The 13,988-nt window shown below is 67.1% G+C and carries 15 protein-coding genes; 1 reads left to right on the forward strand and 14 read right to left on the reverse strand.

Features of this window, described 5'->3' with window-relative positions:
• Positions 1-45: 45 nt before the first annotated feature.
• The 12 genes from ACOI2T_RS23325 to ACOI2T_RS23380 all read right to left on the reverse strand — a co-directional run bounded on the left by ACOI2T_RS23325 (position 46) and on the right by ACOI2T_RS23380 (position 11,993).
• On the reverse strand, positions 46-1,236 hold the full coding sequence (locus tag ACOI2T_RS23325) for an acyl-CoA dehydrogenase family protein (protein ID WP_409506229.1): 1,191 nt from the start codon (positions 1,234-1,236) through the stop codon (positions 46-48).
• 30 nt (positions 1,237-1,266) lie between these two features.
• Positions 1,267-2,487 carry an amidohydrolase family protein gene (locus ACOI2T_RS23330; RefSeq protein WP_409506230.1) on the reverse strand — a complete coding sequence of 407 codons (1,221 nt, stop codon included), beginning with the start codon at positions 2,485-2,487 and terminating at the stop codon, positions 1,267-1,269.
• Positions 2,488-2,572: 85 nt separating this feature from the next.
• Positions 2,573-3,571: an FUSC family protein gene (locus ACOI2T_RS23335; protein WP_409506231.1), complete on the reverse strand. Its 999-nt coding sequence runs from the start codon at positions 3,569-3,571 to the stop codon at positions 2,573-2,575.
• Positions 3,571-4,077: a (2Fe-2S)-binding protein gene (locus ACOI2T_RS23340; protein WP_409506232.1), complete on the reverse strand. Its 507-nt coding sequence runs from the start codon at positions 4,075-4,077 to the stop codon at positions 3,571-3,573. The genes ACOI2T_RS23335 and ACOI2T_RS23340 overlap by 1 nt, the downstream gene beginning before the upstream one ends.
• The gene (locus ACOI2T_RS23345; protein ID WP_409506233.1) at positions 4,064-4,945 is read right to left on the reverse strand and encodes an FAD binding domain-containing protein; all 882 of its coding nucleotides are present in this window, start codon (positions 4,943-4,945) and stop codon (positions 4,064-4,066) included. Before ACOI2T_RS23345 ends, ACOI2T_RS23340 begins: the two co-directional genes overlap by 14 nt.
• Positions 4,942-7,275, reverse strand: a complete 2,334-nt coding sequence (locus ACOI2T_RS23350; protein ID WP_409506234.1) for a xanthine dehydrogenase family protein molybdopterin-binding subunit — start codon at positions 7,273-7,275, stop codon at positions 4,942-4,944. Before ACOI2T_RS23350 ends, ACOI2T_RS23345 begins: the two co-directional genes overlap by 4 nt.
• Positions 7,254-8,051: an ABC transporter permease gene (locus tag ACOI2T_RS23355; protein ID WP_409506235.1), complete on the reverse strand. Its 798-nt coding sequence runs from the start codon at positions 8,049-8,051 to the stop codon at positions 7,254-7,256. The genes ACOI2T_RS23350 and ACOI2T_RS23355 overlap by 22 nt, the downstream gene beginning before the upstream one ends.
• A complete protein-coding gene (locus ACOI2T_RS23360) occupies positions 8,048-8,899 on the reverse strand; it encodes an ABC transporter permease (RefSeq protein WP_409506236.1) in 852 nt (283 codons plus the stop codon). The genes ACOI2T_RS23355 and ACOI2T_RS23360 overlap by 4 nt, the downstream gene beginning before the upstream one ends.
• Positions 8,896-9,696, reverse strand: coding sequence for an ABC transporter ATP-binding protein (locus ACOI2T_RS23365; RefSeq protein ID WP_067854262.1), 801 nt, complete (start codon positions 9,694-9,696; stop codon positions 8,896-8,898). Before ACOI2T_RS23365 ends, ACOI2T_RS23360 begins: the two co-directional genes overlap by 4 nt.
• A 34-nt stretch (positions 9,697-9,730) precedes the next feature.
• Positions 9,731-10,714, reverse strand: a complete 984-nt coding sequence (locus ACOI2T_RS23370; RefSeq protein WP_409506237.1) for an ABC transporter substrate-binding protein — start codon at positions 10,712-10,714, stop codon at positions 9,731-9,733.
• A 54-nt stretch (positions 10,715-10,768) separates the two neighbouring features.
• On the reverse strand, positions 10,769-11,053 hold the full coding sequence (locus ACOI2T_RS23375; protein ID WP_067854256.1) for a hypothetical protein: 285 nt from the start codon (positions 11,051-11,053) through the stop codon (positions 10,769-10,771).
• On the reverse strand, positions 11,046-11,993 hold the full coding sequence (locus tag ACOI2T_RS23380; protein WP_234790960.1) for an LLM class flavin-dependent oxidoreductase: 948 nt from the start codon (positions 11,991-11,993) through the stop codon (positions 11,046-11,048). The genes ACOI2T_RS23375 and ACOI2T_RS23380 overlap by 8 nt, the downstream gene beginning before the upstream one ends.
• Before the next feature lie 146 nt (positions 11,994-12,139).
• Between ACOI2T_RS23380 and ACOI2T_RS23385 the strand changes: the two genes are divergently transcribed.
• The gene (locus tag ACOI2T_RS23385) at positions 12,140-12,727 is read left to right on the forward strand and encodes an SRPBCC family protein (protein ID WP_409506238.1); all 588 of its coding nucleotides are present in this window, start codon (positions 12,140-12,142) and stop codon (positions 12,725-12,727) included.
• A 1-nt stretch (position 12,728) separates the two neighbouring features.
• On the opposite strand, the gene ACOI2T_RS23390 is transcribed toward ACOI2T_RS23385, so the two are convergent.
• Together ACOI2T_RS23390 and ACOI2T_RS23395 are read right to left on the reverse strand one after the other, a co-directional pair.
• Positions 12,729-13,190 (reverse strand): RidA family protein, encoded by a 462-nt coding sequence (locus ACOI2T_RS23390; RefSeq protein ID WP_409506239.1) that lies wholly within the window; start codon positions 13,188-13,190, stop codon positions 12,729-12,731.
• Entirely contained in the window at positions 13,187-13,915 is a 729-nt protein-coding gene (locus ACOI2T_RS23395; RefSeq protein WP_409506240.1) for a GntR family transcriptional regulator, read from the reverse strand. The genes ACOI2T_RS23390 and ACOI2T_RS23395 overlap by 4 nt, the downstream gene beginning before the upstream one ends.
• Positions 13,916-13,988 lie beyond the last annotated feature (73 nt).

Here is a 13,988-nt window from a genome sequence, read left to right on the forward strand (position 1 = left end):
CCTCCTGAGCTCGCGGCTGGTTTGAACGATGCGGTCGCTGTGCCGTCAGCGGAACGCGCCGATTCCGGTGAGTGCCTGCCCGATGATCAGACTATGCATCTCGCTGGTGCCTTCGTAGGTCAATACCGATTCGAGGTTGTTGGCGTGGCGCATCACCGGGTATTCGGCGGTGATGCCGCTCGCGCCGAGGATCGTGCGGGCCGTGCGGGCGATGCCGATCGCCTCCCGGACGTTGTTGAGCTTGCCGAGGCTGACCTGGTCGGGAATCAGCTCGCCGGCATCCTTGCGCCTGCCGAGGTGCAGCGCCAGCAGAAAGCCTTTGCCGTATTCGAGCGTCATGTCCGCGAGCTTCTGTTGGGTCAGCTGAAACCCGCCGATCGGACGGCCGAACTGCTCGCGCGATCTGGCGTAGTCGAGCGCGGTTTCCAGACAGTCCCTGGCGGCTCCGAGCGCGCCGAACACGATGCCGAACCGGGCTTCGTTGAGGCAGCGCAGCGGCGCGCCGAGGCTCGTCGCGCCGGGCAGCCGCGCGCTGTCGGGCAGCCGCACGCCGTCGAGCACGAGCTCGCTGGTGACCGAAGCCCGCAGGGACATCTTGGATTTGATGGTGTTGGCCGTGAAACCTGGGGTGTCGGTGGGGACGACGAAGCCGCGGACACCGTCGTCGGTGCGCGCCCAGACCACCGCGACGTCGGCGACCGAACCGTTGGTGATCCACATCTTGGTGCCGGTGAGGATCCAGTCGTCGCCCGAACGCGTTGCACGGGTGCGCATCCCGGCCGGATTGGATCCGTGGTCGGGTTCGGTGAGACCGAAGCAGCCGATCCGGTGACCGGTGGCCATGTCGGGCAGCCAGTGGTTTTTCTGCTCGTCGCTGCCGAACGCGTAGATGGCGTACATGGCCAGTGAGCCCTGAACGCTCACCAACGAGCGGATGCCGGAGTCGCCCGCCTCGAGCTCAAGGCAGGCCAGACCGTAAGCCACGGCCGAAGTCCCGGCACACCCGTAGCCCTTGAGGTGCATGCCGAGCAGGCCCAGTTTGCCGAGTTCGACGGCCAGTTCGCGCGCCGGTAGCTCGCCGTCCTCGTACCAGGTCGCGATGTCCGGGCGGATCCGGCGGTCGACGACAGATCGCACGGTGTCGCGGATCTCGCGTTCCTCGGCACTGAGCAACGCGTCGGTTCCGATCAGCGTATCGGCGGTCACGGGCTCGGAAACACGCTGGGACGCAGTCATATCTGTCATCTTTCTCGTCGTGGTTCGGGTTCAGCAGCAGCCGGTGCGCGGCGGCGCCGGAGCCGCCGACGGCACGGACTCACCGCGCCAGCTCACCGCACGGCTGGGCGGTGGGGTCTGTTCGCTTCGGGTCTTGACCAGCGGAACGCCGTCGACGAGCACGGCTGCGATGCCAGGCAGGTCGCCCAGGGCAAAGCACTCCAACCCGTCAGCTGCGGTCGATCCGGTGATCGGTCCGAGGACCAGCAGGTCGGCAGGCGCTCCTTCGGTCAGCACACCGGTGTCGAGGCCGTGCGCCTTGGCGGTCTGGCCGGTTGCGGCAGCGACTGCGGCCACCGGGTCGACACCGCAGATCGAGGACAGGAAGCAGATGTTGCGCAACATTCCGCGCGGGATGACGCCGGTGCCGCCAGGCGTGTCGGTCCCGAGGGTCAGCCGGCTGAGTTCACCACGCGCCGAGAGCTGCTCGGCCACCAGTTTGGTGGCCCGGTAGTTCATCGAGCTGCACACCTCGATGGCGGCCGACGGCAGATCGGCGATGATGCCGATGATGTCCTCGTCGGGTGACGGGATGGGGCCGCCGGAGATGTGCCCGACGACGTCGGGGCGTACCGCGACCGCGACGTCGCGGCCGGCGACCCGGCTCGATCCCGAGCGAGACACCCCGCCCGAATGCATCTTGACGGTCATGCCACGGTCGTGCGCCCAGTCGACGTAGCGCTGAGCCTCGCCGTCCCCCAACCGGTTCCAGTCGTAGAAGATGAATTTCAGGTGCTCGATGCCTTCGCGGTGCGCGCGGTCGAAATGCTCCTCGGTCATGCCAGGCACGAGCAGCACCGTTCCGGCGTTGACCTTGACGCCCGACGGCCGCGAGCGGCCGGTCGTGTGCTTCGACGTGATGGCGATGCTGAGCACAAGTTCCGGTGTCAGTGAGCCGAAGTCGAGCCCGGGGATGTGCAGTTCGCCGGCCGACACCATCGACGTGGTCCCGCCGTGCAGGTAGTTGCCGATCCACCCGATCGAGTTCTGGGCCGGCGTCCATTCGCCGAAGGTTGGGTGCACATGGCCGTCCACGAGGCCGGGCATCACAGTCAACCCGGCTGCCGACAGCACCCGATCGGGGTTCGGGTGCTCCACGCCGATACCCGCGACGCGACCGTCCTCGATCAGCAGCGTGGTGTCGCGCACCGGTGCGATCGTCGCGTCGCCGTGCACGAGGAGACCGATGTCCTCCACGAGCAGTGTGGTCACATACCCCCCTGAGTCAGTTGGATTTTGTATACACTATCCGATAATTCGCGTGCGGCATAGTGCGATGAGTCCTTCTGCCGCGCACTCACCGACGCCCACGTAACCGCACAAGCGTCGGCACGGCGAACACGACCAGCACGACGATGAGCGCACCGCCGATGTTCATCGCGAGCCGCACCCCGCCCTCGTACCAGGGAAACAGCTCCGGATACTCGCTGATCACCAACAGCACGGGCGGCCCGGTGATGGCCCACCAGGTGTAGTTGACCGGACGCAGGGCCATCGCCAGCAGGAACAGGACGACCGTGAGCGCGATCGTCACGGGCGCAGGCGGCTGCGCACCGAGCAGCACCGCGGCGATCACCGCACCGACGGTGTTGCCCGAAAGCCGTTGCGCCAAGCGCATACCGGTCTGCCCCTGACTGGGCTGGATCGTCAGCAGCACGCTCGTCACCAGCCAGTGCCCGCCCACCATGTCGGCAGGCAGCAGCGCCGCCACGGCGACTGCGCATCCGACGGCGACACCGACGCGCGCCGCGTGGCCGAGATCGGGCCGACGCGGTTCCCGCTCCTCATCCGGCGCAAGGCCGCTGAGCCGGGCCGCCCCGAACCACGCCAACCACGCGGCCGACACCACCACCGCACCAATCACATACGGGACCAGCGCGATCAGGCGTCCGGTGCCCGCAAGATCGCCGACATCGAGATCGATGGCGATGAGTACGACCGCGAGCCCCGCCGTCGCCCCCACCCGCGGAACCAACGCACCGAACACGGCCGCCAGGACCGTGACGGCACCGAGAAGGTGTTCGTACGGCGCAAACCGGACGACGATCCCGGCGCAGACCACCACGGTGAGCGTCCGCACGCACAGGGCCGAAAGCCCAGGCCGCCACGTGGTCGGCAGTTCGGGTACCGCGGTCAGCACGAAACCGAGCCCCACGGCCGATCCGAGCTCGGCGTGGCCGGCGAGCGCGGTGACGACCAGGATGGCGCCAAGCGAAAACGCGAGCGCGGCCGCCATACCCCAGCGGCTGCTACCGGTCGGCCGCAGCAGCTCGGGCGTGCGGAGCTGGACCGGCATCACTCAGAACAGTCAGCCGCGTCCAGCACGGCCTGCACGATGCCCTGGTAGCCGGTACAGCGGCAGATGTTGCCCGACAACGCCTCTCGCACCGTGTCTTCAGTCAAGGGCTTGTCGGTGTTGGGATCCCGCAGCAATTCGACGGCGGTCACCAGAAACCCGGGTGTGCAGAAACCGCACTGCAGGCCGCCTCGTTCGGAGAACGCCTGCCGCAGCCGCCGGGTCTCCTCGAACTCGTCGAGGCCCTCGACGGTGGTCACCCGCAGCCCGTCGACCTGCACCGCCAGCATCAGGCACGTCCGCATGCTGCGCCCGTCGACGAACACCGAACACGCACCGCACACACCGTGCTCACAACCGAGATGTGTACCCGTCAAAGCGAGTTCATCGCGAAGGAAGTCCGCCAGCATGAGCCGCGGCGGCACCGTGCGTTGCACGAGCCTTCCGTTGACGATGACCGATATGGCCACCCCTGCCGCGGGCTCGGACAGCTCAGTTGCCTGCATGGATTCGCTCCTGATCTTCACCGATCCGTTGCTGGGCCGCGGTGAGCGCCTGGATCAGCGCCGTCTCGCACAGTCGCCGCGAGTAGTCCGGGTCAGCCGAGGACGGTTCGGTCGCGTCGGCCCACCGGGAAGCCAACTCCTCCCACAGTGCAACCGACGGAGCCTGCCCGACCGCGTCGTCACCGACGAACAGCAACGGCCGGTCCGCGGCGCTGAGCACCGCACACCGCACCGATTCGATCCGTCCGTCGGTGCCGACCTCGAGTAGGCAGCCCGCGCCGGCCAGGCCGTAATCGCCGTGCTGATGGGCATATTCGACGAAGCCCCAGCCCTGTCCGGCGCGGATGGCGGGGACCGATATCCAGGTGAGAATCTCGTCGGGCTCCAGGGCATTGGTGTAGAAGGACACGAACATCTCGTCGGCGCCGATCTGTCGTCGCCCATTGGTCGCCGATTCGACATGGAATGTCGCACCGAGAACCAGTGTCGCCAAGGGCATCTCGGCGGCGGGGTCGGCATGGGCCACCGATCCGCCGATGGTGCCACGGTTGCGGATGCCGATGTGGCCGATGTATCGCGCGGCATCGGCGAGCAGCGGAGTGCGCGCCGAGATCAGCGGATCGACCTCGACGGTGCGGTGGGTCACCAGCGCGCCGAGCACCAGGTCATCGGTGTCGTCGAAGATTCGCTTGAGTTCGTCGAGGTGGCCGATGTCGATGATGACGCTTGGCCGCGCCAACCGCAGATTCATCAACACCAGCAGCGATTGCCCACCCGCCATCAACTTGGCATCCGGGTACGCCGCCAGTTGTTCGAGTGCTTCGGCGACCGATTCGGGGCGAAGGTAGTGGAACGGCGCGGGTTTCACGAGGCCGTCCTCGCCAGGGCGCGACACAACACGCCGGTGGAGATCGGTGTGCTGTCCACGTGAATCCGGCCGCCGAGTGCATCGTCGACGGCACCGGCGAGCGCAGCGTAGACGGCGATGGTGCCGCTCTCCCCCGCTCCGCGGACCCCGATCGGGTTCACCGGGGTGTCGACATGCAGGTGCCGCACCCGTACGCGCGGCACGTCGGTCGACAACGGCAGGTGATACGCGGCGAACGTGGTCGACTGGGGCTGGCCGGAATCGGAGTATTCCCAGTGCTCGAACAGGGCCCCGCCGACGCCCTGGGCCACGCCGCCGATGATCTGTCCCTCGACGATCTTGGGGTTGATCTCGCGTCCGCCCTCATGAGAAACCGCGTAGCGCAACACCTTGACGATGCCCGTCCGGCGGTGCACACCGACGATCGCCGCGTGCACGCCCATCGTCCACGTCACGGTCGGTACCCGGTAGACCGCGGTGACATCGAGTGCCCCACCGCCCTCCTGGTCACCGCCCACCGCGATGGCACACGCCAACTCCTCCCAGCTGACGGCGTGACCGGCGGCGACATGGAAACGCCCGTCGGCATATTGGATGTCGCAGTGCTCGGCACCCGACAGGCGGGCGACGCGATCGATCGCGAGGTCGACGAGTTGACCCGCGGCCGTGTGCACGGCCGAACCCGCCAGGATGGCCGACCTGCTCGCGAATGTCCCTACCCCGTCGGGCAATCGTTCGGTGTCGCCGGCGACATAGGCGACATTTGCGATGGGCACGCCCAACGCCTCGGCAGCCACCTGAGCGAACACCGTCTCGTGTCCCTGCCCGGCCGATGCCGCTCCCGCGGTCACCTCGAACCGGCCGCCCGGCAGCAGCCGCATCCGGGCGGTCTCGTGCGGTCCACGGCCGGTGGCCTCCAGGTACGACGCCAGGCCGTAGCCGATGCGGTACTGCGGATACCTTGCCGCACAACGCGTCACCTCGTCGCGCGGCAACGCGTCGAGCACCGACTCAAGACAGGCCCGGTAGTCGCGGCCGTCGTAGGAGATCGGGACCCCGTCGCGGTACGGGATGGGCCGCGGGTACGGCATGTCGGCATCGGTGAGCAGGTTGCGCCGCCGGATCTCGTCACCGGTCAGGCCGAGTTCGCGAGCCGCGGCGTCCAGGCTGCGTTCGAGCGCGAACGTGGCTTCCGGCCGGCCCGCGCCGCGGTATTGCGCGACCAGGGTCTTGTTGGTCAGAGCCGCCCGCCCGGCGATGTCGGCGGCCGGGATGCGGTACGGGCCGAGCAGATGGATCGCGGTGTTGGCGATGATGCCCGCGACCCACAGGCTTCCGGCGCCGATGTCGACGACGAAATCATCGGCCCAGGCCAGGATGTGGCCTTCGCCGTCCAGCGCGAGCCGGGTGCGGTGCAGTTGATCGCGGCCCTGTGCGCTGGCCACCAGATGCTCTTGGCGATCCTCCACCCAGATCAACCGGTGCCCGGTCTGCCGCGACAGGAGGGCGAGCAGGATCTCCTCGGCGTACACGTTGGCCTTGGTGCCGAATCCGCCGCCCACATCGGGCACCGACACCTTGATCTCCTGGCGTGACCAACCGGTCACCGCGCAGATCGCGTTGCGCACCATGTGCGGAACCTGCGTCGACGTGGTCACTTCGACGCGCGCGCGCCTCGCGTCGAACTGTGCGAGCACACCGCGGCATTCGAGCGGTACGGCCCCGTGCCGGTTCATGCGGTACGTGCCGGTGACGACGGTCGCGGCGGCGGCGAATGCGGCGTCGGGGTCACCGAACGAGTAGTTCAGCCGCGCTGCCTCGTTCCCGTCGAGGTGATCGAACAGCACCGCGCAGTCGGGCTCGAGCGCCTCGAGCGGATCGGTGACCGCGGGCCTGGGTTCGTAGACGACCTCGATCGCTTCCAGGGCATCCTCGGCGCGGTACCGGTCTTCGGCGATGACGACGGCGATCGGCTGGCCGGCGTAGTGCACGCGATCGGAAGCCAGGATCGGGAGTCGCTGTTCGGCGAGCACGCAGGAGGTCGCCGCGGTGAACTGCGGATCAGGGGTGGTGAGCGTCGGGATGGGCACGCCGCAGATACCGAGATCGCTTGCGGTGAAAACACCGACCACGCCGGGCATGTGCTCGGCGGCCGACACGTCGATCCGCTTGATCGCGGCGTGCGGTTCGGTGGACCGCACGAAGACGACATGGTGTGCACCCGCGGCGCGGTCCGCCACGAACTGCCCCCGCCCGTCGAGCAGCCGTTCGTCTTCGCGACGTCGCACCGAACTGCCGATGTAGCCGGTCAATGAAGTCGTTTTTCCCATTGCCACAAGGCGATCGAGATCGCGAACGAGATGGTGATCAGCAACATGATCGTGGCGACCATCGACGGGTAGTCGCCGTGACTGTAGGACTGCAGCACGACCCGGCCCAAACCCCTTCTGGTGGCGAAGAACTCGGAGAGCACCACACCGACCACCGCAAGGCTCACCGCCAGCCGGATACCGGTCAGCAGCGGGCGCCGGATCGCGGGAATGATGATGTGAACCAGCATCTGCCACGCGTTGGCGCGGACCGAACGGGCGAGCTTCCAGTAGACCCGCGGGATCTCCTGCACGCCGGTGGACACGTTGATCAGCACCGGGAACAGTGCGAACAGCACACCCATCACGACCTTCGAACCCGTCAGGCTGAAGATCGGCAGCAACACCGGGTACAGCACGATCTTGGGAATGCCGTTGAGCATGATCAGGATCGGCTCGAAGATCAGCCGCAAGCGCTCCGACAGGCCGAGCAGCAGCCCGAGCCCGCCGCCGATCGCGGTTCCGATCACGAAGGCCAGGAACACCGACTGCGCGGTGACCCGCAGATCGAACAGATAGGCCGGGTCGGACAGGTTCTCGATCAGCACGCCGATCGTCTGGACCGGCGAGGGGATCACGAAGGTCAGGTCGGAGAAGACCTCCCAGATGAGCACCACCAGGACGGCCAGCAGCGTCGCACCGACCGCCTGGTTACCCAGCAGCGCGCGCAGCCGCTGCGACGTCGATGGTGCCGCGGCCCGCGGTGGCGCCACGGGCTTGCTCTCGGTCGAAGTCATCGATTCCTCCCGCGCAGCAAAACACGTTCCACGAGTGCCAGCAGCACCGTGAGAATGCACGAGAGCACGAGCACCACGGCGATGTAGGCGAACATCTCGTTGTTGTTGAAGATTTCGTAGAGGTACCGGATGCGATACCCCAGGCCGGCCTGCGCGGTGGTGAACTCCATCGCGATGGTGCCGATCAACGCGTAGACCACGGCGAGCCGCAGACCCGCGACGATGAACGGGCCTGCCGCGGGGATCGCGATCGCGAACAGGGTCTGGCGCGGGGACGCCTTGAGTGAGCGGGCCAGCTTCATGTACACCGGCGGCATCGAGTTGAGCCCGACCGCGGTGTTGAGCGCCATCGGGATCGCGGCCATGATGGTCGCGAGGATGATCACCGACATGGCGTTGATCCCGACGAGCACGATCATCACCGGATAGAACAGCACCAGCGGCACGGCGTAGAACGAGACCAGATACGGCTCGAAGATCCGCCCCACGGCGGGCAACTTCCAGAAGATCAGCCCGGCCGCGAAACCGAAGAGGCTGCCGAACACGATCGAGAACGCAACCTCGATGCCGGTGCGTGCGGCGTCGTCCCAGAACTGCGCCCGGCCCAGCAGCCGGCCCAGTTCGGCCAGGATGACCGAGGGCGCGGGCAGGACCCGGTCGCTCCACAACCCGGCGCGGGCCCCGATCTCGGCGAACACCAGGAACGCGACGATCAGCACAACCGTCGAGATGCCACTCAGCGCGAAGTTGCTGACCTTGCGCTTGCGGCGGACGGGCTGCGCCGGGCCATTGTTGGGCGACATGGTTTCGGTGGGCAAGTCGTCTTGTGCCACATACGAAGTCGTCACGTGCTGGCAGCCTCCTGCTGCTTGAACCCGCGCATGGATTCGGCCTGCAGCGACGTCCAGATGCGGTTCTGCAGCTCGTTGAACTGAGGCGTGGAGACCATGCTCGCGTCTCGTTCGTCGGGCAGGTCGATGTCGACGACGTCGATGATCGAACCGGGCCGATACGACATCACCCAAACCTGTTGCGACAGCAGGATCGCCTCGGAGATGTCGTGCGTGACGAACACGATGGTCTGGTGGGTGCGCGCCCAGATCTGCCGCACCTCGGCGCCGAGGAACAGCCGGGTCTGCTGGTCGAGTGCCGCGAACGGTTCGTCCATCAGCACGACCTCGGGCTGCACCGCGAGCGTGCGCGCCAGCGCGACGCGTTGCCGCATGCCGCCGGAAAGCATGGACGGGTAGGACTTCTCGAACCCGTCGAGACCGACGAGCTCGATCGCGTCCTTGGCCCGCTGACGGCGCGAGGCCTTGTCGACACCGATCATCTCCATGGCGAACGCGACGTTCTCCTCGACCGTGCGCCACGGCAGGGTCGAATCCTCCTGGAACACCACGCCGATCGAGGGGTCCGGGCCCGTCACGGGCTTTCCGGCGACGCGGACCTGCCCGGTCGACGCCTTCTGCAGTCCCGAGATCACCGCCAGCAGGGTCGATTTCCCGCATCCACTCGGCCCGACGATGGACACGAAGCTGGAGTGCGGCACATGCTGGGTGATACCGGTTACGGCCGTCACCTTGCCTGCCGGGGCGTCGAACACGACCGACACGTCGTCGATCTGGATGCCGTCGCGATCCATGGGTATGCCTCTCGGAGTTAGTGGGTGTGCTGGCTCAGAAGTCCGCCCGTGCGTCGTCGGGCAGATACTGCTGGTCGAGCATGGTGGCCCAGTCGATCGGCTCGGAGATCTGGCCCGCACCCACCATCAGCTCCGAGAGATTGGTCAGCCCCGCGGTGTCGACCTTCAACGAGTATCCCTTCGCGAGGTCGGGATTGTTGGCGAAGGCCGACTTCATCACCTCGGGCGTGACGCCGACAAGCGGTGCGATCTCGGCCGCGGCTTCGTCCGGGTTGGCCACGAGCCATTCGTTGAGCCGGTTGGCGACCACGAAGAAGTTGCGGATGTTGTCGGGGTTCTGTTCGGCGTATTCGGTGTTGACGGCGACGAGGTCGGCAGGCAGATCGCCCACGACGTCGCGCGAGTCGACGAGCACCTCGGCACGCTCGGATGCCTGCTTGTCGGCGATGAACGGCTGCATGGCCCAGCCGGCGGTGATCTGGCCCGCCTTGGCCGCGGTCCAGTTGTCACCCATCGGCCCGACGGCCTGCGACTTGACGCCGAGCTTGCGCTCGAGCCCCTTGACGATGAGTTCGGTGGACGAGCCTGCGGAGCTGAACCCGAGGGTCGCATTCTCCAGCTTGCGTCCCGGCGGGGAGATCCAGGAGAAATCGTTGATCTGGAACCACGGGGCAACCACCTTCAGGTTCGAATTCGGTTGCTGCGCAGCGAGAATCACGGAGCTGTTCCCGGCGATGGCCATGTCGGCGTCCCCGCTGGTGACCACCCGCAGGGTATTTCCACCACCGCCGCCGGAGTACAGATCGACGTTGAGCCCCTGCTCGGAGAACCAGCCCTTGTCGATGCCGACCTGCAAGATGGCCATGAACGGCAAGCTGTCGACCCCGGTGGCCGAGATGCTCAACGCATCGGTGCCCTCGGTGTCCGGACCCGCGGATTCGTCGGCGCACGCCGTCGCTCCCGCGATGAGGGCGACCGCGGTACACGCCGCGGCAAAGGCTTTGGGGAACCAGGACATTCGGGGCAACCTCCGGGTCGTGAATATTGGATACACTATACGAATTACTGTGATCTAGGTCAACATTTTGCGGGCTCGTGATGTGGCGAACGCCCGCGAGAGCACCCCGGCGAGTTCGAGCCCCACCGCGACGCCGAGGAGTGCCGCTGCCGCCGTGAAACGCGTGCCGCCAACTGTCGTCGTGGCATCGGGCACCGAAGCCACGCTTGCCGGTTCCCGTGGGATCGCCACGCTCACCCCGTCGGCCGGCGTGAGGGCACGCTTCAACGGAGGCGGCGCACCCGGCACGGCACTTCCCGGGGCGGGAAACTGCCGTGCCGAAGACCCGGTGTCAGCCATGCCCGCCGACGATCTCGGCGAACGTCCGAATCGTCGGCGCCCGGCTCTCCCCCGGCCGGACGAACGGAACGATCGACACCTGGTCGACACCGAGGGCCTCGATCTCCTTGAGCCGTTGCCCGCACTCGTCAGGGGTGCCTGCGAGTGCGAACAGATCGACGAGCTCGTCGGGCACCAGGTCGGCGTGCGACGCCTCGGTGTTCATGTGCTGGTAGTAGTCGTAGGAATCGCGGATACGGTCGATCGCCTTCTCCAGCGACGGTTCCACCTTGGCCGGCAGCGGCCGGATCGCCACCCGCGACACGTGTGCGCGGACGAGATCGCGGGCCGTCGTGCGATCGTCGTCGATGGCCGTGGGCGTCCACAGCACGATGTGGATGTCGTCGAGCGTGCGGCCACTCTCGGCCGCGCCGGCTTCGATCGTCTTGAGCGCGGCTTCGATGAAGTGCGGTGCGGTGCCGACGAGCACGATGACGCCGTCTGCGATACGGCCCGACATCCGCAGGATCTTCGGTGCGGAGGCAGCGATGTAGATCGGGATGTCCATCGGTTCAGTCAGATAGTTGAGGTGGTATTCGGCGCCGCTGGTCGGCTCCACCACTTTCTCACCTTTGAACAGCGTGCGGAGCTCTTGGATCGACTGTTCGAGTTCGGCGAGCTTCTGCGGCTTGAGACCCATGGTGCGCAGCGAGGAGTCGCCGGTGCCGATCCCGAGGGCCACGCGGCCTCCGGTGAACTCGGCGAGCGTCGCCCATGTCGACGCGAGAAGCGATTGATGCCGCGTCACGGCGTTGGTCACGCCGGTGCCGAAGATGATGCGTTCGGTGCCGACGGCGGCGGCGCCCATCACGGTCGACGACTCCCGCCAGATGTTCTGCGAATCCCCGAACCACACGTTGTCATAACCGAGCGATTCACTCAGCCGGACGTATTCACACATCGTGCCCACCGGTTCGGTCGGAAACAGACCAACACCTTTACTCAGCACTATCGACCTCCTGGGCGACGTTGGATATCGTATCCAATCGTAAGCGGGTGATTCAGGTCGCACAACTGGAAACGGCGATTGAGAGGCCAGAAAACGTCATGCAACTAGTCAATGAGTTCTCCGTTGCCGCTCCGCTCGACATCGCCTGGGCGACGCTCACCGACATCCCCCGCGTGGTGGCGTGCATCCCCGGCGCGGAACTCGAGGGCCACGACGGCGACGACTACCGGGCGAAGGTCGCGGTCAAGGTCGGCCCCGTCGGGCTCACACTTTCCGGCACCGCGACCGTCGTCAGCCGAGACGACGCCGGACACCAGATGGTGGTGCGCGGGCGGGCCCGGGACGGCAAGGGCAACGGGACGGCGGAGGCCACCGTGACGATGGCTGCCCGCGACACCGGTGGACGCACCGAGGTGACGGTACGCACCGACCTCGAACTGGGTGGCCGCATCGCCCAGTTCGGCAGTGGCGTCATCAAACAGGTGAGTAACCGGATCATCGGGCAGTTCGTGCGCAAGCTCGACGCCCTCATCGCATCGCCCGGCGCCGAACCGGCTCCCGCGACCGGCGCTGCCGCACCGCGACCGCATGTGCGCGAAAACGATTGGGTGGCAATAGCACTGACCGCACTCGCCGGCGTCGCGCTCGGCCTGGCGATCGGGCGTACCGCCGAGCGGCTCGCCTGACTCAGCCGCGCACGGTGGCGACGAGTTCGAGTTCGACGCAGGCTCCACCCGGAAGCGACGCCACGCCGACGGCCGTGCGCGCGTGCGCGCCGCACTGCGCGCCGAAGGCGTCGAGCAGAAGCGTCGAGGCGCCGTCGATCACCGCCGGATGTGCGTCGAAGTCCGATGTCGCCCGCACGTAGCCCCGCAGGTGCACCAGCGCCGTCACCGCGTCGAGTCCCACGGCCGCATCGATCGCCGCCACGAGGTTCAGCGCCGCATGGCGCGCCTGGGTACGCGCCTGCTCGACAGTGACGTCGGCGCCCACGACGCCAACGGCACCGGGATCCGCCGGGCGACGCGCCGTCGTCCCCGATATCCAGAGCTGGTCGCCGCACCGCCGGCTCGGAAAATAGGCGCCCTTGGGCTCAGCCGGAGCGGGAACCTCAAATCCCAACGCCGCCAAACGATCCCGTGGCGTCACGAGTCGGCTTCAGCGTCCTCGCGACCGAACACGATGTGCAGATGATCGATCGCGTGCATGCGGTGCTCGTGGTTGAGCGCCACCACCCGGTCCACATCGCGCGCCGCCATCGCCTCGACCAGCAGAACGTGCTCGCTGTTCACCTTGTCGAGGTCCATCAGATGGGCGTACAGCGGCCGGTACGCGTCCGCGGTGTTCCACAGCTGGTTGACGATCCGCTTGGTGCGCGCCATCCGGCTCGCCTCGAACGTCAGGAAGTGGAATTCCCGGTTGGCCAGGCCGACCCCGATGAGATCCCCCGCGGCGGCGGCACGATCCATCTCCGCCATCTGTTCGCGCATCCGCTCGATCACCTCGTCGGTGACGTCGGGCATGGCGTCGCGGATGAGCTCGGCCTCCAGGATGTCGCGCAGCCGGAACACCTCGAGGAGCTCCTCGAGGCCCAGCTTGGCCACGCGGTATCCGCTGTGCGGCACGTAGGTGATGTATTCCTCGGCCTCAAGCGTTTTCAGCGCCTCGCGAATCGGGATCCGAGACATGCCGAAATGCTCGGCCAGGCTCTCCTGCACGATCCAGCTGCCCGGCGCGAGCTTGCCGCTCGTGATGTCCCGGCGCAGCGCCTCGGCTACTGCTTGCTGCGCGGTTTTGGGCCTGACGAAGTCCGACTTGCCGTTGCCGGAGGCAGACTGAGGGGCAGTGCGTCGGTTGGCTGTTCGCGGTGGCATCGGGTCTCGCTTTCGCTGATATTGGATACTCTATGCGATCACCCGGTCCCGGTGCCATCTCCTCCGCGCGTTT

Origin of the sequence: Mycolicibacterium wolinskyi str. Jessa 2025 (assembly GCF_049241375.1) — a bacterium.
Lineage (GTDB): Bacteria > Actinomycetota > Actinomycetes > Mycobacteriales > Mycobacteriaceae > Mycobacterium > Mycobacterium wolinskyi.